Annotated in this window: 17 protein-coding genes, 1 tRNA gene, 3 rRNA genes and 1 other annotated feature; all 21 genes read left to right on the forward strand. The window is 36.9% G+C overall.

Annotated features, from left to right (window positions below):
* The first annotated feature begins 306 nt into the window (after positions 1-306).
* The 21 genes from P3F81_RS05555 (at position 307) to recJ (ending at position 23,333) form a co-directional block, all read left to right on the forward strand.
* Positions 307-1,863 (forward strand): 16S ribosomal RNA (locus P3F81_RS05555).
* 245 nt (positions 1,864-2,108) lie between these two features.
* Positions 2,109-5,033, forward strand: a 23S ribosomal RNA gene (locus P3F81_RS05560).
* Positions 5,034-5,365: 332 nt separating this feature from the next.
* A 5S ribosomal RNA gene (gene rrf, locus P3F81_RS05565) occupies positions 5,366-5,482 on the forward strand.
* The 16S, 23S and 5S rRNA genes sit together here with 1 tRNA gene alongside, the layout of an rRNA operon.
* A gap of 4 nt (positions 5,483-5,486) precedes the next feature.
* Positions 5,487-5,562, forward strand: a tRNA-Asn gene (locus P3F81_RS05570).
* An 85-nt stretch (positions 5,563-5,647) separates the two neighbouring features.
* Positions 5,648-5,878, forward strand: a binding site (T-box leader).
* A gap of 101 nt (positions 5,879-5,979) precedes the next feature.
* Positions 5,980-7,212: a tyrosine--tRNA ligase gene (gene tyrS, locus P3F81_RS05575; RefSeq protein ID WP_434064762.1), complete on the forward strand. Its 1,233-nt coding sequence runs from the start codon at positions 5,980-5,982 to the stop codon at positions 7,210-7,212.
* Between the two features lie 73 nt (positions 7,213-7,285).
* Complete coding sequence (locus tag P3F81_RS05580) at positions 7,286-8,026, forward strand: YebC/PmpR family DNA-binding transcriptional regulator (RefSeq protein ID WP_147668257.1); 741 nt, start codon at positions 7,286-7,288, stop codon at positions 8,024-8,026.
* Positions 8,027-8,280: 254 nt separating this feature from the next.
* Positions 8,281-8,844, forward strand: coding sequence for a BofC C-terminal domain-containing protein (locus P3F81_RS05585; RefSeq protein WP_147668259.1), 564 nt, complete (start codon positions 8,281-8,283; stop codon positions 8,842-8,844).
* A 243-nt stretch (positions 8,845-9,087) separates the two neighbouring features.
* On the forward strand, positions 9,088-9,582 hold the full coding sequence (ruvC, locus tag P3F81_RS05590; RefSeq protein WP_147668261.1) for a crossover junction endodeoxyribonuclease RuvC: 495 nt from the start codon (positions 9,088-9,090) through the stop codon (positions 9,580-9,582).
* Positions 9,579-10,181 (forward strand): Holliday junction branch migration protein RuvA, encoded by a 603-nt coding sequence (ruvA, locus tag P3F81_RS05595; protein WP_147668263.1) that lies wholly within the window; start codon positions 9,579-9,581, stop codon positions 10,179-10,181. Before ruvC ends, ruvA begins: the two co-directional genes overlap by 4 nt.
* 2 nt (positions 10,182-10,183) lie before the next feature.
* Entirely contained in the window at positions 10,184-11,197 is a 1,014-nt protein-coding gene (gene ruvB / locus P3F81_RS05600; RefSeq protein ID WP_147669207.1) for a Holliday junction branch migration DNA helicase RuvB, read from the forward strand.
* 15 nt (positions 11,198-11,212) lie between these two features.
* On the forward strand, positions 11,213-11,755 hold the full coding sequence (locus P3F81_RS05605) for an epoxyqueuosine reductase QueH (RefSeq protein WP_147668265.1): 543 nt from the start codon (positions 11,213-11,215) through the stop codon (positions 11,753-11,755).
* A 32-nt stretch (positions 11,756-11,787) separates the two neighbouring features.
* Positions 11,788-12,825: a tRNA preQ1(34) S-adenosylmethionine ribosyltransferase-isomerase QueA gene (gene queA, locus P3F81_RS05610; RefSeq protein ID WP_147668267.1), complete on the forward strand. Its 1,038-nt coding sequence runs from the start codon at positions 11,788-11,790 to the stop codon at positions 12,823-12,825.
* A gap of 723 nt (positions 12,826-13,548) precedes the next feature.
* The gene (gene tgt, locus P3F81_RS05615; RefSeq protein WP_147668269.1) at positions 13,549-14,658 is read left to right on the forward strand and encodes a tRNA guanosine(34) transglycosylase Tgt; all 1,110 of its coding nucleotides are present in this window, start codon (positions 13,549-13,551) and stop codon (positions 14,656-14,658) included.
* Between the two features lie 67 nt (positions 14,659-14,725).
* Positions 14,726-15,028 carry a preprotein translocase subunit YajC gene (yajC, locus tag P3F81_RS05620; protein ID WP_147668271.1) on the forward strand — a complete coding sequence of 101 codons (303 nt, stop codon included), beginning with the start codon at positions 14,726-14,728 and terminating at the stop codon, positions 15,026-15,028.
* Position 15,029: 1 nt separating this feature from the next.
* Positions 15,030-15,626, forward strand: a complete 597-nt coding sequence (locus tag P3F81_RS05625) for a 5-formyltetrahydrofolate cyclo-ligase (protein WP_309320742.1) — start codon at positions 15,030-15,032, stop codon at positions 15,624-15,626.
* Positions 15,627-15,669: 43 nt separating this feature from the next.
* Positions 15,670-16,374 carry a PP2C family protein-serine/threonine phosphatase gene (locus tag P3F81_RS05630; RefSeq protein ID WP_147668275.1) on the forward strand — a complete coding sequence of 235 codons (705 nt, stop codon included), beginning with the start codon at positions 15,670-15,672 and terminating at the stop codon, positions 16,372-16,374.
* Between the two features lie 12 nt (positions 16,375-16,386).
* Positions 16,387-16,752 (forward strand): hypothetical protein, encoded by a 366-nt coding sequence (locus P3F81_RS05635; RefSeq protein WP_147668277.1) that lies wholly within the window; start codon positions 16,387-16,389, stop codon positions 16,750-16,752.
* The gene (locus P3F81_RS05640; protein ID WP_147668279.1) at positions 16,724-17,389 is read left to right on the forward strand and encodes an HD domain-containing protein; all 666 of its coding nucleotides are present in this window, start codon (positions 16,724-16,726) and stop codon (positions 17,387-17,389) included. The genes P3F81_RS05635 and P3F81_RS05640 overlap by 29 nt, the downstream gene beginning before the upstream one ends.
* An 86-nt stretch (positions 17,390-17,475) precedes the next feature.
* Positions 17,476-18,708 carry a protein translocase subunit SecD gene (gene secD, locus P3F81_RS05645; RefSeq protein ID WP_177503192.1) on the forward strand — a complete coding sequence of 411 codons (1,233 nt, stop codon included), beginning with the start codon at positions 17,476-17,478 and terminating at the stop codon, positions 18,706-18,708.
* Positions 18,695-19,594, forward strand: a complete 900-nt coding sequence (gene secF / locus P3F81_RS05650) for a protein translocase subunit SecF (protein ID WP_147668283.1) — start codon at positions 18,695-18,697, stop codon at positions 19,592-19,594. Before secD ends, secF begins: the two co-directional genes overlap by 14 nt.
* Positions 19,595-19,772: 178 nt before the next feature.
* Complete coding sequence (gene recJ / locus P3F81_RS05655; protein WP_309320743.1) at positions 19,773-23,333, forward strand: single-stranded-DNA-specific exonuclease RecJ; 3,561 nt, start codon at positions 19,773-19,775, stop codon at positions 23,331-23,333.
* The last annotated feature ends 107 nt before the right edge of the window (positions 23,334-23,440 follow it).

Here is a 23,440-nt window from a genome sequence, read left to right on the forward strand (position 1 = left end):
GCGTGTAATATAATACAAGTCGCTAACGAGCGGCACGGGAAGTGAGCTTTATCAATCATCTTAAAAAAAGATGTTGACAAAACAAATCGCTTCTGATAATATAAATGAGCTGGTTACGCCGGCAATCAAGTGTTCCTTGAAAACTAAACAATGTAGATATTAAGTAATGTATTACTTGATTCAATTATGCCAGATGTGCGGGTTTCGTTTTAAACGAAACACAAAACAAATGTTACAAAAAAGTAACAACAATTTCTTTTAAAGAAAAGATAATTATTGAGCCATTTAGGCTTTCTAATAATAAATTTATTGGAGAGTTTGATCCTGGCTCAGGACGAACGCTGGCGGCGTGCTTAACACATGCAAGTCGAACGGAGAATTATTTCGGTAATTCTTAGTGGCGAACGGGTGAGTAACGCGTAGACAACCTACCTTTTAGATGGGGACAACATCGCGAAAGCGGTGCTAATACCGAATGTTGATAATGAAATGCATGTTTCGTTATTTAAAGATGGCCTCTATATATAAGCTATCGCTAAAAGATGGGTCTGCGTCTGATTAGCTAGTTGGTGAGATAACAGCCCACCAAGGCAACGATCAGTAGCCGGTCTGAGAGGATGAACGGCCACATTGGGACTGAGACACGGCCCAAACTCCTACGGGAGGCAGCAGTGGGGAATCTTCCGCAATGGACGAAAGTCTGACGGAGCAACGCCGCGTGAGTGAAGAAGGTTTTAGGATCGTAAAGCTCTGTTGTTTAGGACGAATGTGCCTTATGCGAATAGTATGAGGTAATGACGGTACTAAACGAGAAAGCCACGGCTAACTACGTGCCAGCAGCCGCGGTAATACGTAGGTGGCAAGCGTTGTCCGGAATTATTGGGCGTAAAGGGAGCGCAGGTGGGAAAATAAGTCTGTTTTAAAAGTGCGGGGCTCAACCCCGTGATGGAATGGAAACTGTTTTTCTTGAGTGCAGGAGAGGAAAGTGGAATTCCTAGTGTAGCGGTGAAATGCGTAGATATTAGGAGGAACACCAGTGGCGAAGGCGACTTTCTGGACTGTAACTGACACTGAGGCTCGAAAGCCAGGGTAGCGAACGGGATTAGATACCCCGGTAGTCCTGGCCGTAAACGATGGGTACTAGGTGTAGGAGGTATCGACCCCTTCTGTGCCGGAGTTAACGCAATAAGTACCCCGCCTGGGGAGTACGGCCGCAAGGTTGAAACTCAAAGGAATTGACGGGGGCCCGCACAAGCGGTGGAGTATGTGGTTTAATTCGACGCAACGCGAAGAACCTTACCAGGGCTTGACATTGATTGAAAGACGTAGAGATACGTACCTCTTCTTCGGAAGACAAGAAAACAGGTGGTGCATGGCTGTCGTCAGCTCGTGTCGTGAGATGTTGGGTTAAGTCCCGCAACGAGCGCAACCCCTATCATTTGTTGCCAGCACGTAAAGGTGGGAACTCAAATGAGACTGCCGCGGATAACGCGGAGGAAGGCGGGGATGACGTCAAGTCATCATGCCCCTTATGTCCTGGGCTACACACGTACTACAATGGGATTGACAGAGGGAAGCGAAATCGCGAGATGGAGCAAACCCCAGAAACAATCTCTCAGTTCGGATTGTAGGCTGCAACTCGCCTACATGAAGTCGGAATCGCTAGTAATCGCAGGTCAGCATACTGCGGTGAATACGTTCCCGGGCCTTGTACACACCGCCCGTCACACCACGAAAGTCAGTCACACCCAAAGCCGGTGGGGTAACTCTAACGAGAGCTAGCCGTCTAAGGTGGGGCCGATGATTGGGGTGAAGTCGTAACAAGGTAGCCGTATCGGAAGGTGCGGCTGGATCACCTCCTTTCTAAGGAGACATGAGAATTTGAAATAGAATTCTTGTCATCCAGGTCGACACATTTGGCATCTACATTGATTAGTTTTGAGGGAATACAAGTATGTATTGACTCAAAAATGTTCTTTGAAAACTACACAGAAGAAACAAATGAAATTAATCAACCTCTCAAAAGAGAGAGTAAATTAACGACATTTTAGGATTCAAAAAAACAAACTAAGCATCAAAAATGATGAACTTAGAGCTTAAATGACGTAAGTCAAGCTACTAAGGGCATACGGCGGATGCCTAGGCGCCAAGAGCCGAAGAAGGACGCGATAAGCTGCGAAAAGCCATGGGGAACTGCAAGTAAGTCTTGATCCATGGATGTCCGAATGGGGGAACCCAGCAGTAGTAATGTACTGTTATCCATGCCAAAGAGCATGAGAAGGTAGACCCGGGGAACTGAAACATCTAAGTACCCGGAGGAAAAGTAATCAAATGAGATTCCCTAAGTAGCGGCGAGCGAACGGGGAAGAGCCCAAACCAGCTGACTTCGGTCAACTGGGGTTGAGGACTGACAAAAAGCGAAATTTATCTAATCGAATGACTTGGGAAAGTCAAGCGTAGAAGGTGAAACTCCTGTAGATGAAAGATAAATAAGTGGGTCAGAATCCAGAGTACCACGAGACACGAGGAACCTTGTGGGAAGCAGGGGGGACCACCCTCCAAGGCAAAATACTCCTTGGCGACCGATAGCGTATAGTACCGTGAGGGAAAGGTGAAAAGAACCCCGGGAGGGGAGTGAAAAGAACCTGAAACCGTATGTCTACAAGCAGTTGAAGCACTATAAATGTGCGACAGCGTGCCTATTGAAGAATGAACCGGCGAGTTACAGTATCTAGCGAGGTTAAGTGGAAAACACGGAGCCGAAGCGAAAGCGAGTCTTAATAGGGCGAAAGTTAGATATTGTAGACCCGAAACCGCAGTGATCTATCCATGACCAGGTTGAAGCTCAGGTAAAATTGAGTGGAGGACCGAACCCGTGAACGTTGAAAAGTTTTGGGATGAGTTGTGGATAGGGGTGAAATGCCAATCGAACGCGGAGATAGCTGGTTCTCCCCGAAATAGCTTTAGGGCTAGCCTCAAGGTAAAAAGTATAGACGGTAGAGCTCTGATCGGGCTAGGGGGCGTAAAGCTTACCGAACCCAGTCAAACTGCGAATGGCTATACTTGTACTTGGGAGTCAGACTGCGAGTGATAAGACCCGTAGTCAAAAGGGAAACAGCCCAGAACGCCGACTAAGGTCCCCAATGCTGTGCTAAGTGGCAAAGGATGTAAAGCTTCACAAACAACCAGGATGTTGGCTCAGAAGCAGCCACCATTTAAAGAGTGCGTAATAGCTCACTGGTCGAGAGGCTTTGCGCCGAAAATGTCCGGGGCTAAAGCACAGAACCGAAGTCGCGTCAGCATACTAAGTATGTTGGGTAGGGGAGCGTTCTATACACGACGAAGGTATACCGAAAGGAGTGCTGGAGAGTATAGAAGTGAGAATGCCGGTATGAGTAGCGAAAAGGAAGGTAAGAATCCTTCCCACCGAAAGCCTAAGGTTTCCTGAGCAACGATCGTCGACTCAGGGTAAGTCGGGACCTAAGCCGAGGCAAAGAGCGTAGGCGATGGACAACAGGTAAAGATTCCTGTACCACCGATAATTGTTTGAGCAATGGAGTGACGCAGAAGGAAGGTTAAGCGGGCAGATGGAAACGCCTGTCTAAGCTGGTAGGGTGAGATGTAGGCAAATCCGCATCTTAAAAACCTGAGAAGTGACGGAAAGATGTAAGCAATTACATTGAATTTAACTGGACCACGCTGCCAAGAAAAGCTTCTAGTGAGATTAAAGGTGCCCGTACCGCAAACCGACACAGGTAGGCGGGGAGAGAATCCTAAGGTGCGCGGGAAAACCCTCGTTAAGGAACTCGGCAAAATGTATCCGTAACTTCGGGAAAAGGATAGCCATTTTTGGTGAAGCTACAAGCTAGCAGAGCTGAAGAAGGCGACAGAAGAGAGGCCCAAGCGACTGTTTACCACAAACACAGGTGCATGCGAAAGAGAAATCTGAAGTATATGTGCTGACACCTGCCCGGTGCTGGAAGGTTAAGAGGAGGGTTTAGAAGTAATTCGAAGATCTGAATTGAAGCCCCAGTAAACGGCGGCCGTAACTATAACGGTCCTAAGGTAGCGAAATTCCTTGTCGGGTAAGTTCCGACCCGCACGAAAGGTGTAACGACTTGGGCACTGTCTCAACGAGGGACCCGGTGAAATTGAAATACCTGTGAAGATGCAGGTTACCCGCGACTGGACAGAAAGACCCCATGGAGCTTTACTGCAACCTGACATTGGTTTTTGGTAAATAATGTACAGGATAGGTGGGAGACTGAGAATATGGTACGCTAGTATCATAGGAGTCAATGTTGGGATACCACCCTTTATTTACTGAAAATCTAACTGAATGAATAACAAACATCAAGACAGTGTCAGGCGGGCAGTTTGACTGGGGCGGTCGCCTCCGAAAGAGTAACGGAGGCGCCCAAAGGTTCCCTCAGCGCGGCAAGAAATCGCGCGAAGAGTGTAAAGGCAGAAGGGAGCTTGACTGCGAGACGGACAGGTCGAGCAGGTACGAAAGTAGGGCTTAGTGATCCGGTGGTACCGAGTGGAAGGGCCATCGCTCAACGGATAAAAGCTACCCTGGGGATAACAGGCTAATCTCTCCCAAGAGTCCATATCGACGGGGAGGTTTGGCACCTCGATGTCGGCTCATCACATCCTGGGGCTGAAGTAGGTCCCAAGGGTTGGGCTGTTCGCCCATTAAAGTGGTACGTGAGCTGGGTTCAGAACGTCGTGAGACAGTTCGGTCCCTATCCATCGCGGGCGTAAGAAACTTGAAGGGAGCTGCTCCTAGTACGAGAGGACCGGAGTGGACGAACCAATGGTGTACCAATTATGCCGCCAGGCGTACAGTTGGGTAGCTACGTTCGGAAAGGATAAACGCTGAAAGCATCTAAGCGTGAAACCAGCCTTAAGATGAGGTTTCTCATAGAGTAATCTAGTAAGACCCCTTGAAGAAGACAAGGTAGATAGGCCAGATGTGTAAGTACAGTAATGTATTTAGCTGACTGGTACTAATAGGTCGAGGGCTTGACTTAAAGCAGAGAGCCAATATACCATGAGCGAAAGCGAATGAAGTAGATTGAGCGAATCGCTTTACTCCGAGCGTAAAGAAATGGAGCGAGTGAGTTTCATATCTAAGCGAAGCGGAGTAAAGCAAGAATAAAATGTAGTTAAGATTAATTTCAATTCTTCTGTATAGTTTTGAAGGAACATATCTAAAAAGAAAGTTCACTTCAAAAAGCACGGATGACTAGAAATGTGCAGATACAAGGCGCAGCGGAAAGAAGAGAGGAAGGCGTAATGAGAATTACGTTGACTGAACGGATTGAGCAGTAACGAAGTAGATGTGCGTTTATAGACAGACGGATCTGGTGTCGATAGCTATAGGGTACCACCTGTTCCCATACCGAACACAGTAGTTAAGCCTATACACGCCGAAAGTACTTGGATGGAAACGTCCTGGGAGGTTAGGTAGATGCCAGTTATATTCCTTGATAGCTCAGTTGGTAGAGCAATCGGCTGTTAACCGATCGGTCGTAGGTTCGAGTCCTACTCAAGGAGCCAAAATTTTGCCTAGCTTTTGCTAGGCTTTTTATTTTATTAATTTGACTTATTTATAAATTTTTGCTATGATATGAAGCAATATAGTTTTAATGCAATGATTAAGAGAAGTAAAATGAATTTGTTTTTCAGAGAGCTACGGGAAGGTGAAACGTAGTAAACGATTTATTTGAAGTACACTTATGAGCAAGAAATCGAAAGTTATTTTTATTGAGTAATGAGTAGATGGATTCGGTTGGCTCCGTTACAGGCTGCAAAGTCGTATTTGTAAAAATACTATTTGGGTGGTACCGCGGGTGTTATTTATCTCGTCCCTTTTTAGGGGCGAGTTTTTTATTTTATTAAGGGACTAGGGGTTGAATGAAGAAAATCTTAATTCCTAAATAAAATCTTATTTATAAAACTTTGGAGGGTTTATTGATGAATGTAATTAATGTAATTAATGTATTAAAAGAACGTGGCTTTATTGCACAAATGACGCATGAAGACGAGATCATTGAGCTATTTGATAAGGAAAAAGTTACGTTTTATATAGGTTTTGATCCAACAGCGGATAGTTTACATGTTGGTCATTTTCTTGGTATGATGGTTATGGCACATATGCAACGTGCGGGGCATAGACCTATTTGCTTAGTTGGTGGAGGGACAGGGACTATCGGAGATCCATCAGGAAAGTCTGATATGCGTAGAATGTTAACGGATGAAGTTATTCAACATAATTGTGATTGCTTTAAAAAACAAATGCAACGTTTTATTGATTTCTCTGACGATAAAGCATTCATTGTAAATAACGGAGACTGGTTAAGAAATTTGAATTATATTGAATTATTACGCAGTGTAGGAACGCATTTTACTGTCAATCGTATGTTGGCAGCAGAATGTTATAAACAGAGAATGGAAAAAGGTTTAACATTTTTAGAATTTAATTATATGATTATGCAAGCTTATGATTTTTGGGAATTAAATAATCGTTATAACTGTAAATTAGAAATGGGTGGAGATGATCAGTGGTCAAATATCATTGCCGGAGTTGAACTGATTAGACGTAAAGAAAGCAAACCTGCATTTGGTTTAACATTTACTTTACTTACGACAAGTGAAGGTAAAAAAATGGGAAAAACAGAAAGTGGAGCATTATGGTTAGATGCGGAAAAAACTTCTCCATATGAATTTTACCAATATTGGAGAAATGTGAATGACGCAGATGTAGAAAAATGTCTATCCTTATTGACATTTTTACCAATGGATGAAGTTAGACGACTGGGTGCATTAAAAGATCAAGAAATCAATGAAGCTAAAAAAGTTTTAGCTTTTGAGGTAACAAAATTAATTCATGGGGAAGAGGAAGCGCTTAAAGCCGAAGAAGCGGCAAAAGCTTTATTTTCTGGACAAGGAAATTTAGAGAATGCACCAACAATTGAGATCACTAAAGCAGATATAGGTGCAAAATTATTAGATGTTTTAACAAGAGCGTCAGTTTTTGCATCAAAAGGGGAAGGTCGTCGCTTGATTACGCAAGGGGGGCTATCCATAAATAATGAACGAGTAAATAGTATTGAATTAGAAATTGCGGAGAATATGTTTACCGATAATACGGCATTGATTAGAAAAGGAAAGAAAAATTACTTTAGATTAGTTATTGTTGAAAAATAAGAAATTTTGCGATTGATTCTATAGTATGGTAAAATATATCTTGCAATTTTATTAAAGGAGTGCGTATTTATTTATGTCAGGACATTCTAAATGGGCAAATATTAAACATAAAAAAGGTAAAATGGATGCTGTACGTGGGAAAATAACAACGAAAATAGCTCGCGAAATCACTGTTGCTGTTCGCATGGGAGGCAGCGATCCAACAGGGAATATGAAATTAAAACTTGCTTTAACAAAAGCAAAAGCGAACAATATCCCAAAAGAAAACATTCAAAGGGCAATCCAGAAGGGGTTAGGAGCTTTAGAAGGCAGCAACTATGAAGAAATGCTTTATGAAGGGTACGGCCCTGGTGGTAGCGCGGTTATGATCGAAGTCATGACAGATAATCGCAATCGTACAGCGGCTGATGTACGTCATATCTTTTCAAAAAATGGCGGTAATTTAGGCGAAACCGGATGCGTAGGGTGGATGTTTAAAAAGAAAAGTGTATTTGTTGTCGAGAAAGAAAACTTTGCAAATGAAGAAGAGTTGATGATGCTGGCTTTAGAGGCTGGTGCTGATGATTTTCAAGTCGAAGAAGATTCCTTTGAAATTACAAGTGAACCAGAAGTATTTGATGAGATTGAAAAAATGCTAGAAGAAAACAATATTGAATCTTCCGTAGCCGAAATTAGCATGGTCCCTGATACCACAGTAAAATTAGAAGGCACGGATGCGACTAAAATGTTAAAATTAATTGAAGCCCTTGAGGATCATGATGATGTACAAGAGGTTTATGCAAATTATGATATTGATGAAGATTTAATGGATTAATTTTATTCAACAATTAAAAGATCATCTAGCGAAAGTACGTAACTGACATACAATCAAAACCTTTGTTTTTATGTGAATAAGCCTACAGTTTTTATAAGTGGAACTTAAGAGGGCTTGAGTCTCTAAAGTAGTTGGACTAGAATGAAGATAGAGTTAAGTTTCTATTTGAATTCTAGTCTTATTTTATCAATGATTTGTATAAAATTAATATTTTTGGTAATAATTATTGCAATATACTTTATAATGAGGTGTTTATGTTGGATGATATTACCTTAAATAAGAAAAAATATATGATGATGGCGGGTATAAGCATTTGTTTTCTCTTATTGCTTGGGATCGGTTACCTTTTTATGACAAGAACAGCTGAGCATAACGATCAAGTTGTAAGTAAATTTGATAATGATATTCGCGTAAAGCAATCGACACAAATAGAGCAAGTATATTTTTATACAAAGTGTAAGGATGAACTTGTTCAAGAAATAATTCCTAACAGTGAATGTATTGGGATAGATTATAAAAGTTTTCAACAAGTTTATCCGCAATGGAATATTGAATTATTTACAGAGGATAAAATAAGAATGAGTTTGCAGGTAAATGATTATTGTGAATGGCATAAGAATAATAATTTCATTGGTATTCATGAGGGGCGTATCGCTATTTTTTCTGGAATGCCAGATAATAAGCCTTTGCTACGTGAACAAACAATGATTTCTGTCGATCAACTGCACCCACAGGCGCTGGAGGAAATTAAAAATGGTTTAGTATTTTCATCGAAAGAAGAAATGCTTCAATTTTTAGAAGGTATACAGTCTAAATAATAAAAACAGTTAACAGCATCACGTTTATTAGCTATCTGATAGATATTGGCATTAACTGAAGAATGCAATAGTTTACACAAAAATTAAAGATTTTGTAAATTTCTAGATTATGCGTCTGATTTTCGGAAAAGTTAAAAATTTTTCGGAAATCAGGCTCGTTTTTTTGTTGTGCTAGTTTGTGATGATAAAAAGGAATAGAACATATATTTGTCGAAGTAATATCTTTTGGTAGGGGGATAAGAAATGTTAGTATTAGGAATTGATCCTGGAACTGCAATTTGTGGTTACGGGTTGGTAGAAATGCGGGGAAATCATTTAAAAGCGATTCATTATGGTGCAGTTATTACAAGCCCTAAGAGTAAACCACAGGATAGGCTGTTAAAAATACATACAGAAATAGATACTTTAATAAAAGAATATCAACCTGATATTATGGGAGTAGAACAACTATTTTTTAATCGAAATATTACTACGGCAATTCCCGTAGGACAAGCAAGAGGGGTTGTGCTTTTGACTGCGGCAGCAAATAATCTTGAAGTCGTAGAGCGAACGCCTCTACAAGTAAAGCAAGCTGTTGTTGGCTATGGTAAAGCAACAAAAGAACAAGTAATTTATATGGTAGAAAAATTGTTGAATTTACCGAAAAAACCTCATCCTGATGATGTAGCTGATGCTTTGGCAGTTGCTATTTGTACAACCCATTGTGTAAATAATATAGTTTGGAGAAATAAATTATGATTGGATATTTAAGAGGCACGGTAAATCAGTTGTTTATTGATTGCTGTTTTATAGATGTTCAAGGGGTAGGATATAGGGTTTTTATTGCTACAACTACCCGTAACCAATTGATCATAAATAATGAGGTTACTTTATTTACATATTTAAATGTACGTGAAGATGCTATGCAGTTGTATGGATTTTACACACAGATGGAGTATGATATATTTATCAAGTTGATTTCAGTATCTGGTATTGGCCCTAAGGTTGCATTGGGAATTTTATCTGCGATAACGGTTGAAAAGCTTTGTCAGGCACTTGGACAAAAACAGGTAAGCATTTTAACTAAGTTGCCTGGTATTGGTAAAAAAACGGCGGAACGTCTTATTTTAGAACTGGAAGATAAAATTGGAGCAATTGCTGAGCAAAAAGATGCGTTGGAAAATGTAGATTCTTTAGAATTTGAAGGAAAAGAAGACGTTGTAACAGAGACAACACAGGCATTGATTTCTTTGGGGTATACACAAGCTGAATTTATGCCAATTTTAAAAAATCTAAAATCGATAGATTCTGTAGAATCTGCGATAAAATTTGTACTTAAGGAGTTTGCTAAAAGGTAATGATGGATTTACAAGAAGAACGAATAGTCATTGGCGAAGAGCAAAGTGCTGATCAATGGCAGTATAGTCTAAGACCACGATATTTACATGAATATATTGGGCAGGATAAAGTAAAAGACAATTTATCCATATTTGTACAAGCTGCATTATCGCGGAAGGAAGCTCTAGATCATGTCTTGTTATATGGACCACCAGGATTGGGAAAGACTACGTTGGCAGGGATTATTGCAAATGAAATGGGCGTTAATTTTCGAGTTACTTCTGGCCCGGCAATTGAACGGGCTGGGGACTTGGCTGCTTTATTAACCAATCTAGGAGAAAAAGATGTACTTTTTATTGATGAAATTCATCGATTATCGCGAAATGTAGAAGAAGTACTTTATTCGGCGATGGAGGATTTCGCACTCGATATCATTATTGGTAAAGGGCCAAGCGCTCGTTCGATTCGATTAGATATTGCTCCCTTTACCTTGATTGGGGCAACGACAAAAGCTGGTGCGTTGGCAGCGCCGCTTCGTGATCGATTCGGTGTAATTTCGCGATTAGAGTATTATCAGCCAGGAGCCTTAATTCATATTATCAAACGGGCTGCAGAAATTTTAAATATTGCTATTGAAGAGCGAGGGGCTTTAGAGATTGCCAGGCGCTCGCGAGGAACACCGAGAATTGCAAATCGCCTGTTAAAACGTGTAAGGGATTATGCGCAAATTACTGGGGATGGAATTATTACGGATGCTATTGCAGATCAAGCATTAGCTATGCTTGAAGTAGATAAATTAGGTCTTGATGAAATAGATCGTACAATGTTACTTACAATTATAGAGAAATTTGGTGGTGGGCCTGTTGGCGTTGATACTTTAGCAGCAGCGATAAGTGAAGAAACAGATACTATTGAAGATGTATATGAACCATATCTCTTGCAGTTAGGTTTTATCAATAGAACGCCACGAGGAAGGGTTGCGACTTTGGCAGCTTATAAACATCTAGGAATCCCAATGAAAACAGAAGAAAAATAGAAATCAGGTGATAAAATGAAGTTGCTTTTACATATGTGTTGTGGTCCGTGCTCTGCTTATCCTATAAAAAGATTGCGTGATATGGGTTATGAACCAACAGGGTATTTTTTTAATCCTAATATTCATCCATATAAAGAATTCAAACATCGTTTGGAAACCGCAATAGAATTTGCAGAAAAAGTGCAGTTGCCGATTACAGTTGATCGCGAATATACACTAGAAGCATTTCTAATGAGTGCATTAAATGCACCAAATGGCAGATGTATAGTGTGTTATGAACTTCGTCTTAGACAGGCTGCAAAATTTGCTAAAGAGAATGGATATGAGGTCTTTACGACAAGTCTTTTAGTAAGCCCGTATCAAAATCATGAAGTCATTACAGCAACAGCCAAAAGAATTGCGGAAGAAGAAAATATTAAATTCCTTTATGAAGATTTTCGTACTGGTTGGTATGAAGGGGTAGATATAAGTAAGAATTTAGAATTATATCGCCAACCATATTGTGGGTGTATTTTTAGCGAACGGGATCGTTATTATAAAAAGAAAAATAAGAAATAATTTATGCGGAAATAGTTAAGGAGTATAAAAACATGTTGTTATCGGAATTTGATTATGATTTACCTGAATCTTTTATTGCGCAAACACCTTGTGAACCAAGAGATCATTCAAAACTATTAATATTGGATAGTCAAACAGGAAGAATAGAGCACAAAATTTTTTATCAACTGAAAGAATATTTAAAACCAGGCGATACGATAATTTTTAATGATACGAAAGTAATTCCAGCGAGACTTATTGGGACGAAGGATGAAACCGGTGCAAAAATAGAGGTTTTTTTATTGTCACGGAAAACTGGTGATGAGTGGGAAGCACTAGTAAAGCCTGGGAAAAAAGCAAGAGTTGGTGCAAAAATTAATTTTGGTGAAGAGTTATCTTGCGAAATTATAGAGAATACCGATTTTGGCGGCAGAATTGTAAAATTTCATTATGAAGGAATTTTTGAGGAGATTCTTGATCGATTAGGGGAAACTCCATTGCCTCCATATATTCATGAAAAATTACAAGATAAGGAACGCTATCAGACAGTTTATGCAAAAGAAAGAGGTTCAGCAGCTGCACCAACTGCAGGGCTCCATTTTACAAAAGCGATGCTAACTGATTTAAAAGAAAAAGGGATAAATCTTGGATTTGTTACATTACATGTTGGGTTAGGAACATTCCGACCAGTAAATGTAGAAAAGATTGAAGAGCATCAGATGCATCGTGAGTATTATTCCCTGCCAAAGGAAACAGCAGATTTAATTAATTTAACGAAACAAAGGGGAAACCGTGTCATTGCGATTGGAACAACCGCAATTCGTACATTAGAATCCGCAAGTGAAAAGAAAGATTTTATAGAAGCGAAGAGTGGTTGGACAGATATTTTTATTTATCCCGGATATGAGTTTAAAATTGTAGATGCGCTAGTAACGAATTTTCATCTGCCAAAGTCAACGTTACTTATGTTAATTAGTGCATTTTCGGGAAAGGAAAATATTTTTCATGCTTATGAAGAAGCAAAAAAGTGTAAGTATCGCTTTTTTAGTTTCGGTGATGCAATGTTCTTGTTGAACCAGAAATCTAAATAATAGAAAAAGTCCTGTATCTGATAAGATACGGGACTTTTTATTAGATGAAAAAAGTCAGACGAATCAAAAGTATTGCATTTTGTAAAGAATTAGTATTTGGCTAAAATAGGAAAAAGAATGTTGCTGCAAGCAGAAAACAACACTCTTTTCCTAAATAGCTTTTATGAACTTATCTTCTTCTGGTCACAAAGAAGATAGGAGGCAAGAAGGTGTTAAATCCCTCTACAGACACAACATAACATAGTTCGACAAAATTCTCAATAGAAAAAGTAAGTTTATTTTAAAAATAAACTAAAACTTCACAAAAGTAGAAGATAAAAGAGAATTGAAGATTGATTTCTTCTTGTTTACATCTATGAAGGACCGGTAATGGTAGCAATAGATAAAAATAAATTGAATTTAAATTTAAATTTTGAAGATAGTCTTTTATTCTTTATTGTGGGATTTTTTAGAGCTGCATATTTTTTTATGAATGGTGAGGTTTAGATGGTTAATGAAATTTTTAATTTGTATTTAATTTCAAAAATTGGGGGAAAATATATTAATTAATTTTTAAAATTTGGATACATACTGAATATAAGAAATCTTATTAGTCAGTTTATTAATCTAAAAGGATGTCTTGAAAATATCTTTAGATACTGATATACTTTCCTAATATATGCGTATAGGCGCGAAAAGTGGTATTTTATAAATTGGATATGAGTTGTAATAGGAGGATATATTTTGGCTGTAAAATATGAGTTAATTAAACAATGTTCGAAGACTGGAGCGAGGGCGGGGAAATTACATACTCCGCATGGAACATTTGATACTCCAATCTTTATGCCAGTTGGAACGCAAGCAACTGTAAAGTCAATGTCCCCGGATGAATTGAAAGATATGGGAGCAGGTATTATATTGAGTAATACATATCATTTGTTTTTGCGTCCAGGACACAGCTTGGTAAAAGAAGCTGGAGGCTTGCATAAATTTATGAACTGGGATCGTGGGATACTTACAGATAGTGGGGGATTTCAAGTTTTTAGTTTGGGCGATCTAAGAAAGATTACAGAAGAAGGCGTAACATTTCGTTCGCATATAGATGGATCAAAGCAATTTTTATCGCCAGAGCGTGCTACAGAGGTACAAATGGCATTAGGTGCAGATATTATTATGGCTTTTGATGAATGTGTACCTTATCCTGCGGATTATGATTATGCAAAGAAATCTACAGAGCGTACAACGAGATGGGCACAAAGATGTAAAAATACATTAACACGTGAGGACCAAGCCTTATTTGGTATTGTACAAGGTGGAATGTACAAAGATTTACGTTCTATGAGTGTTCATGACTTAGTTAAGATGGATTTTCCTGGGTATGCTGTTGGTGGTCTTAGCGTAGGAGAACCAAAAGACTTAATGTATGAAATTCTTGAACATACTGTTTGTCAGCTTCCAGCTAATAAACCGCGCTATTTAATGGGCGTTGGAACTCCCGATTGTCTAGTTGAAGGTGTATTGCATGGAATTGATATGTTTGATTGTGTTTTTCCAACCCGTGTGGCTAGAAATGGTACCGCAATGACTGCTAAAGGGCGGTTAGTGATAAAAAATGCAGAGTATGCGCATGATTTTAGACCGATTGATGAAGAGTGTGATTGTTATGCATGTCGAAACTTTTCACGTGCATATATCAGGCATTTAATGAGAACGGATGAGATTTTTGGGTTGCGTTTAATGACTACTCATAATTTATATTTCTTGATTAATTTTATGAAAAAAATGCGTGAGGCCATTTTAGAGGATTCTTTTGTAGAATTTAGAAGCGCTTTTATAGCGAATTACAAGAAATAAAGGAATTTTAGTAGTATTGTCGAATAGATAAATGTTCGTGTTTATAAATTTTTTTGGAGGTTTTTTTATGGAATTAAGTCCGGAGATGTCAAGCTTGATCATGTCATATGGTCCAATATTGTTAATGGTGGTTTTGTTTTACTTTTTATTGTATAAACCACAAAAAAAGGAACAAAGTCGTATAAAAGATATGTTAGGGAATCTGAAAAAAGGCGATAAAATTATCACTATTGGTGGTTTGTATGGAGAGATTAGTACAATAAAAAATAATACTGTCTTGATGAAAGTCGCAGAAAAAGTTGAGATTGAAGTTGCAAAGGCATCTATCAGTAAAAATATTAGTCATGAAAAGAGAATACCTGAAGAATAAAATGGAAGATGAAATTATTCAGTGCAAAAAATCTTTACGTAAAAAGATGTTAGAGATAAGGCGTTCTTTATCAGAAGATATCAAAGCATCTGAAAGTAAAACTATTTATCAAAATATTATTAATTCAGATTATTATAGAAACTCTAATCTGATTATGGCTTATGTCTCTCTAAAAGATGAAGTCCAAACTTTGTCTTTGATGAAAACAGTGATAAATGATGGAAAAAAATTATGCATTCCTTTTGTTTGTGATAGATCTGGAATTATGATTGCTGCTTATATAGAAGATTTATCTGATCTAGTTATTGGGGAGTTTGGAATTCTTGCGCCAGATTCAAATAAACTTCGTATAGTGGATCCTAAGAAGATTGAGCTTATTTTGCTACCTGGAGTCGCTTTTGATTATGCAGGTCATCGCTTAGGAATGGGGTTAGGATTTTACGATCGTTTTCTATCAAAAGCTATTTCTGCTAAGTTAGTAGCTTTAGCTTTTTCATGTCAAGTTGTATCTGATGTTCCTTCTGAAGCACATGACTATGTAATGGATTATATTGTAACAAAAGATTGTATTACAGATTGCAGAGCAGGCAAAATATAGCGATTTAGCTATATTTTGCCTGCTTTTCGATAGGAGATAGGTTATGGAAATAAAAGTCGGAATGGCAAAAACAACGAAGTATGCTGTTTCTCATTCTGGTGATAGTGCTGAGGTGGCGGAAAGAGCACAAGGTGGAATATCTGCTATACTTGCTGATGGGCAAGGGAGTGGTAAGTCTGCTAAAAATACGAGTACGTTAGTTGTAAATAAAGCTGTAACACTTATAACAGATGGTGCACGTGATGGTGCTGTTGCCAGAGCTGTACATGATTTTTTATATGCAGTTAAAAGCGGACAAGTATCTTCAACTCTAACAATATTAAGTGCTGATTTGGATACAGAGACAATTGTAATTAGCAGGAATTCAAATTGTCCGGTTATTGTAAAAGCCAATGAATATTTAACAGTATATGATGAATGGGTTAATCCCATTGGTGTACATAAGCATACAAAGCCTTTAATTTATCAGATACCATTAGAAATTGGAACGATTTTAGTTTCATATACAGATGGAATTCATTCAGCAGGAAAAAAACGTGGAAAACAAATTGATTTTAAACATATTATTAAAATAATTGAAGAAAATAATGTTGATGATGTTGATTTTATTGCAAATGCAATTTTAGAATATGCACTAGAACTAGATGATAATAGGCCAGGAGATGATATGACAGTTGTGGTTATGGGAATAAGCGGGAAAGAATATAATAACAAAATAAGGCGTGTTCAGGTTTCTTTCCCATATTGAAGGTGATTAAGGATGTTGGTCGCGATTGTTGGTGTCTGTGCATCAGGGAAAACTACTTTAGTTGAGAGTCTACGCTCCAATGGTATTGAGGCATACAATGTAGCACAAGAACACTCTTGTATTAAAAAATTTTGGCAAAAAAGAAATCCAGATTTTTTAATTATGATTGATGCTACTTTAGAGACTATTAAAAAAAGGCGAAAAGTAACATGGGATCAAGGGCGGCTTGTTGTTCAACATGAACGATTAAAAGATGCTAGAGAAAATGCTGATTTATATATCCAAACAGACTCATTAAGCAAAGAGATGGTTGTTCAAAAAGTATTAGACTTTATTAGGAGGACAAACAATGTCGAGAATAACGATAGAAACGCTTAGAAAAGATGAGGAAATTGGTGTGTATTTAAAATGCAGTACTGAATATTTAGGAACATTAGGTTTTACTGAGCACGGGAAACGTCATGTATCAATCGTTGCTAGACGTGCTAGAAATGTTTTAAAGGATTTAGATTTTTCTGAACGTGATTGTGAACTTGCAGAGATTGCAGGATATCTGCATGATATTGCAAATATGATTAATCGATTTAATCATGGTGGTATGGGAGCAGTTATGGCGTATAATATTTTATCTAGATTAAAAATGCCACCTGAAGAAATTGCGTTGGTTATTTCAGCGATTGGAAATCACGAAGAAGAAAGAGGAAATGCTGTAAATCATGTTGCATCAGCTTTAATTTTGGCAGATAAATCGGATGTACATCGTACGCGTGTAACAAACACTGATTTCGCAACCTTTGAAATTCATGATCGAGTAAATTTTGCGGCTGAGAGTGCAGATCTTGAAGTAAATAAAAAGGATAAAACGATTAAATTACTATTATCAATTGATACTAAGATTTGCCCGGTTATGGAATATTTTGAGATATTTTTAGCAAGGATGATGATGTGTAGACGCGCGGCTAATTTTTTAGATTGTCGCTTTGGACTTGTGATAAATGGAAATGAATTATTATAATTATTTATCTTTTCATTTGACATCGCTATTCAAACATCGCTATAATGAACAGGTACAAATTGGAGAGTATTTGGAGGGAGACGCAGTTGAGAAAGAATAGTTTCGCTAAACTTGTAGCAATAATTGCTGTGATTGTTGGTGTGTTTTTTTATTATGTTTCACCACTAGCACACTCAATTAAGCAAGGGTTAGATTTACAAGGAGGGACACATGTTGTTCTTGAAGCAGTTGACACACCAGAAGCACAGGTAAATGAAGATGCGGTGCAAAGAGTTGTCAAAATTATTGAAAAACGTGTTAATGAGCTGGGATTAACAGAACCGATTATTCAAAGACAAGGCGAACGAAGAATTATTGTTGAATTGCCGGGAATTAAAGATCCTGAAGAAGCAATTGCTGTTTTAGGGAAAACAGCAATGTTAGAATTTCAAGATGAACAAGGTAATACTGTATTAACAGGTACTGATCTAAAAGATGCGAAAGCGCAAATTGATCATGCGAATCAAAATATGGTTGCGTTAGAGTTCTCTGATGAAGGCGGTAAAAAGTTTGCTGAATTAACAGCAAAAAATGTCGGTAAGACAATTGCTATTTTATTAGATAAGCAAATGTTGACGAATCCTCGCGTAAACGAACCGATTACAGGTGGAAAAGCTGTTATTACTGGTTCTAGAACAATTGAGGAAGCGCAGCACTTAGCAATTTTATTACGTTCTGGTTCTCTTCCTGTAAAAGTAGATATAGTTGAGACTAGAACTGTAGGTCCAACATTGGGACAAGACTCAAAAGATAAAAGTGAGTTTGCATTTACTGTAGGTATCGCAGCAATTATCATTTTTATGCTGGCGTTTTATCGTTTGTCTGGCTTTATTGCCAATATAACTTTAATGGCATATGTTCTCATGCTATTATTTTCTTTAAAAATGCTAGATGCGACATTAACTTTACCTGGTATAGCAGGTATTATACTATCTGTTGGTATGGCGGTCGATGCAAATGTACTTATTTTTGAAAGATTTAAAGAGGAGCATAGAGCTGGAAAAACTTTAATGGCAGCAATGGATGCTGGTTTTTCTAGAGCATTTGCTACGATTCTTGACTCTAATGTAACAACTTTTTTAGCGGCAGTTGTATTGTTTTTTATGGGAACTGGTACAATAAAAGGATTTGCAGTTACTTTAGGATTAGGAATTGTTCTTAGTATGTTTTCAGCGGTTACATTTACTCAATATTTATTGAAATTATTGATTGCTTCTAGAGTTGTTACGAATGATAGATTTTTTGGTGCACCGGGGGTGAAGAAAAATGATGAAGTTTGACATCATCGGTAGACGTAAGATTTGGTACATACTTTCGATTCTAATTATTCTGCCGGGAATTTTTTCTATATTTACACAAGGTTTTAATTTAGGAATTGATTTTACTGGTGGAGTTCTTGTTGATTTAGAATTTAATAAGCCAGTCACTGTTCAGGAAGTTAGAGATGTTTTAAAAGATTATGGGCTTGACAATAGTATGATTCAATTAGCTGGTGCAGAAAATGGAAATTCGGCTAAAAATGTTATGATAAGAACTTCAGATTTAGAAGAAATGCAAAAGCGTGAAGTTTTGGATGCTTTGAAAGAAAAAATTGGTGACTATAATGTATTGCGAACAGAACGTGTTGGCGCTGTTATGGGCTCTGAATTAACATGGCAAGCAATATGGGCAACTTTATTATCTTGGGTGCTGATTGTGGCATATATTTCCTATCGATTTGAATTAAAATTTGCAATTGCAGCAATTGTAGGATTAATTCATGATATTTTTATTGTATTAAGTGTTTTTTCTATATTCCAAAAAGAGATTGATGCATCTTTTGTTGCTGCATTAATGACAATTGTCGGATATTCTACGAATGATACTATTGTTATTTTTGATAGAATTAGAGAAAATCTTAAGCTGCATTACAGAAAGGGCGGAGACTTAGTTGAACTAGCAGATAATAGTATTTGGCAGACGATGACAAGATCTATTTACACAGTTCTTACTGTATTGTTTACTACGGCAGCTCTATACTTTTTTGGTGGAGAAACAACGAAGAATTTTTCCTTTGCATTATTAATTGGTTTTACTTCTGGTGCGTATTCTTCTATTTTTACGTCTACACCACTATGGGTTACATTTAGACATTATGCAGATAAAAATCGTACGTTAAAGGCTTAATTGAACGCTAAGATACGATAATACAAAAATAAAAGCATCTACTAAAATGTGGATGCTTTTATTTTTGTAGAGGATTTTGTCATGATTGCGCGAATATTATAAAATTAAGTTTTTTTAAGATAATAGTTTTATTTCTCGGTTTTGTAATAAAGGTTTGGTGATGAGAATGATAAAGCAAATGAAAAAATGGATTTTGCCTAAAGAAAAAATTGATTTAAAGAATGAGTTGGCTTCGATTTTAAATATATCTGAAATTTTAGCGGAATTATTAATTCAACGGGGCTATACAGATATAAAAAAAGTAACGGAATTTTTATATCCCAAAAAGCAGAAGTTTCATGATCCTTTCTTGATGAAAGGGATGGATAAAGCTGTTGAGAGAATTATTAAAGCGATTTCAAAACAAGAAAAAATCATAGTTTATGGAGATTATGATGTAGATGGAATATCTGCAACGTCTTTACTCGTTAAAGTATTAAGGAGTTTGGAAGCAAATGTGGACTTTTATATACCAGAACGGCAAAGCGAAGGATATGGAATAAATCTAGAAGCGTTAAATAATTTTATTGCGGAAGAAAGTAAGTTAATTGTTACTGTCGACTGTGGAATTAGTTCAACTTATGAAATTGGCGAAACAAGTAAAAAAATAGATATTATCGTTACAGATCATCATCAGCCGCCAGAAAATTTACCTGCTGCATTTGCAATTTTAAACCCGCATCAGATGGGGTGTGAGTACCCAGAAAAACATTTAGCTGGTGTAGGTGTTGCTTATAAACTTTGTCAGGCGCTATGGTTACGTTTGAAAAATGAAGAGCTTAAAAATTTTTTAGATATCGCAGTGTTAGGAACTGTTGCAGACTTGATGCCATTAATTGGAGAGAATCGTTTGATTGTTGCATTGGGAATAGAGCAATTGCGGCAGACATCAAATTTAGGATTAAAAGCATTATTGCAAAATTGTAATTCTAATCATCGTGAGATAAATACAGCTACAATAGGATTTGGTATTGCGCCGCGATTAAATGCAGTGGGGCGTTTAAGTAGTGCGTTTAGTGCAGTACAGTTACTTTTGACTGATGATTTAAATGAGGCCGAAATGCTAGCAGAGCAATTAGAAAATGAAAATAAAATGCGTAGAGCCATTCAAGAAGAGTTATTAAAAGAGGCTGAAAATTATGTTACTAGATTTCATTTGTGTAATGAAAATGTACTTGTAATCGTTGGCGAAGATTGGAATTCAGGCGTAATTGGTCTTGTAGCGTCTAATTTATTGGAAAAATATTATAAGCCGACAGTTGTTATATCTATGATAGATGGGATAGGTAAAGCTTCTTGTCGTAGTATTGAAGGGTTTAATATTCATAGAGCTTTAGCAGAATGTGAAGATATATTGATTAAGTATGGTGGGCATGAAGCTGCTGCAGGTTTTAGTATTTTGTCCGAACATATTGAATTGCTTCGACAAAGATTGAACGATATTGCCAAACGCGATTTAAATGATGATGATTATATTCCTAATTTATTTATAGATAAAAAAGTAAATTTATCTGAGGTAGACGAAGAATTATTAAATGAGTTAAATTTACTTGAACCTTATGGAATAGGAAATAAGAAACCTGTTTTTATTTCCTATGAGAATACGATAGATTCAACTTTCCTGTTAGGAACAAATAGGAATCATTTAAAATTTAAAATTCGTAATGGAATCATAAACAGAGATTGCGTATTTTGGCAACGCGGCGATTTAATTGATTCCTTATTGCCAGACACTAAAATAGATATCGTTTTTAAACCGATTATTAATGAGTGGCAAGGACGAAAAAATCTTCAATTTATTATTGAAGATATAAGGGATAGTCAAATAAAAAAATCTAAATTGGATGAATTATATTTAACCGCAAATCAAATTGAAAAATATGCAGATATTGGTTCAGCAAAACAGTTTTTCACGAAATTGGTTGGAGTTACGTTTGATAATCGTCAAGATACAATACGTAACTTAAAGCCGGGGGAAGAACTTTTCTTAGAAAGGCAGCCAAATAATTCATTTGATGCAAATGCAATTTTAATTAAAGATGTAAAGGGTAAAGACGTAGGATTTTTAAAAGCTGATTTAGCAAAATTTTTAGCGAAGGAAATTGATCAAGATTTTGCGGAATATGAAATTATTGTTACCGCGATTACGGGACGAGAAAATCAATCTTACGGAGTTAATGTATTAATTAGTAAGATTGAAAATAACTTTGATAAACTTAAGAAGAATTTTTTTAAGGAAAAAGAGTTTAGGTTTAGACAGATAAAAGAGGCTTTGATCGGAGGCTTTGAATATCATGGAAAGCAAATAGATACATTAAAATCTTTATCTGATGGAAATAATACACTAACTATTATGGGAACTGGACGAGGAAAATCGGCGATTTTTCAAAGTTATGCGGCTGAAATGGCCTTAATGCGAGATCAAATGACGATTATTGTATATCCTCTAAGGGCCCTAGTTAATGACCAATATATCGGTATTACAAAAAAATTAATGGTGTTTGATCTTAACATATACAAAGGAAATGGAACGTTACTAACTAAGGAACGTGCGGAGTTATTTACAGCTTTACAATTTGGGAAAGTCGATATATTATTGACTACACCAGAGTTTTTATTAGCCCATTTAGATTTTATTTCAAATACAAAGAGAAAAATTGGATTTTTAGTAATAGATGAATGTCATCATATTGCAGATGGTGCAAAAAGATCTGCTTATAAATTACTAAATACTGTTATAAATAGACTAAATCATCCGAAAGTTTTGGCTGTTACGGCAACAGCGGATAGCAAAACTGTAGAATGCATAAAGCACACTTTATCAATAAAGAAAATAATTATTGATAAAACAGTTAGAGAAAATTTAATGATGTCTGATTTACGTAATATGAGTGATAAAATAGAAGAAGTTAATCGAATTATCAATAAAGAAGAAAAAGTTTTAGTTTTTGTAAATAGTAGAATGAAAGCCGTAGAAATAGCAAGTCAGTTACGAGAAAAAAATATTTTGATGCGAGAAAAAATCGCTTTTTATCATGCGGGACTTAGTAATGAGTGGAGAGTTCAAATTGAAGATTGGTTCCGCAATGGTGAAATAAATGTTGTTGTTGCAACAAGTGCATTTGGAGAAGGGATAGATTTACCTGATATTCGTCATATTGTTTTATTTCATTTACCATTTGATATGGTTTCTTTTAATCAGCAATGTGGACGTGCAGGAAGAGATGGTATTCGTGGTATGATTCATTTGTTATATGGTAAAAATGATATTAGTTTTAATCAGTTAATTTTAAAAGAGAAAGCACCGATTAGAGATTTAATTGCTAGAGTTTACATGAATTTGAAAGCGAACTTAAATAACGACCAGGCTATTACATCTACAAATGAAGAATTAGCAAAGCAAATAGAAAATCGATATCATGAGGCTGTTAGTAGCGCTAGTATTAGCATTTGTTTGCGCATATTAGAAGAATTAGGTTTAATTTGGCGTGAAACTTTTGGGAATAAAAGAAAAATAGTTTTTAATCCACAACCGGATCAAAAACTGGATTTGGAAAGCTCCAGTACTTTTTGTGAGGGAATTCATATTAGGGCTGAATTCGAATCTTTTGCAAATTTCGCGATGACGGCTACAAGCAATAGATTATTAAATTGTGTTAATCGACCAATCTATCCATTAGATGAAGAGACTATTATGTAATGGAAGAGATTGAATGACAATAAAATAATATTTGATTCAGGTAGAGTTTTGTAAGTAGAAATCAAAATCTTTGATTTTGGGTGAGTGGCTTATTTTATTAGATGAAC

It is taken from the genome of Selenobaculum gibii (assembly GCF_030273445.1).
GTDB lineage: Bacteria > Bacillota > Negativicutes > ICN-92133 > ICN-92133 > Selenobaculum > Selenobaculum gibii.

Bases quoted from the DNA above. Each gene is read 5' to 3' on its own strand.
- tyrS (WP_434064762.1), top strand. From the start codon at position 5,980: ATGAATGTAATTAATGTAATTAATGTATTAAAAGAACGTGGCTTTATT.
- P3F81_RS05580 (WP_147668257.1), top strand. From the start codon at position 7,286: ATGTCAGGACATTCTAAATGGGCAAATATTAAACATAAAAAAGGTAAA.
- P3F81_RS05585 (WP_147668259.1), top strand. From the start codon at position 8,281: ATGTTGGATGATATTACCTTAAATAAGAAAAAATATATGATGATGGCG.
- ruvC (WP_147668261.1), top strand. From the start codon at position 9,088: ATGTTAGTATTAGGAATTGATCCTGGAACTGCAATTTGTGGTTACGGG.
- ruvA (WP_147668263.1), top strand. From the start codon at position 9,579: ATGATTGGATATTTAAGAGGCACGGTAAATCAGTTGTTTATTGATTGC.
- ruvB (WP_147669207.1), top strand. From the start codon at position 10,184: ATGGATTTACAAGAAGAACGAATAGTCATTGGCGAAGAGCAAAGTGCT.
- P3F81_RS05605 (WP_147668265.1), top strand. From the start codon at position 11,213: ATGAAGTTGCTTTTACATATGTGTTGTGGTCCGTGCTCTGCTTATCCT.
- queA (WP_147668267.1), top strand. From the start codon at position 11,788: ATGTTGTTATCGGAATTTGATTATGATTTACCTGAATCTTTTATTGCG.
- yajC (WP_147668271.1), top strand. From the start codon at position 14,726: ATGGAATTAAGTCCGGAGATGTCAAGCTTGATCATGTCATATGGTCCA.
- P3F81_RS05625 (WP_309320742.1), top strand. From the start codon at position 15,030: ATGGAAGATGAAATTATTCAGTGCAAAAAATCTTTACGTAAAAAGATG.
- P3F81_RS05630 (WP_147668275.1), top strand. From the start codon at position 15,670: ATGGAAATAAAAGTCGGAATGGCAAAAACAACGAAGTATGCTGTTTCT.
- P3F81_RS05635 (WP_147668277.1), top strand. From the start codon at position 16,387: ATGTTGGTCGCGATTGTTGGTGTCTGTGCATCAGGGAAAACTACTTTA.
- P3F81_RS05640 (WP_147668279.1), top strand. From the start codon at position 16,724: ATGTCGAGAATAACGATAGAAACGCTTAGAAAAGATGAGGAAATTGGT.
- secF (WP_147668283.1), top strand. From the start codon at position 18,695: ATGATGAAGTTTGACATCATCGGTAGACGTAAGATTTGGTACATACTT.
- recJ (WP_309320743.1), top strand. From the start codon at position 19,773: ATGAAAAAATGGATTTTGCCTAAAGAAAAAATTGATTTAAAGAATGAG.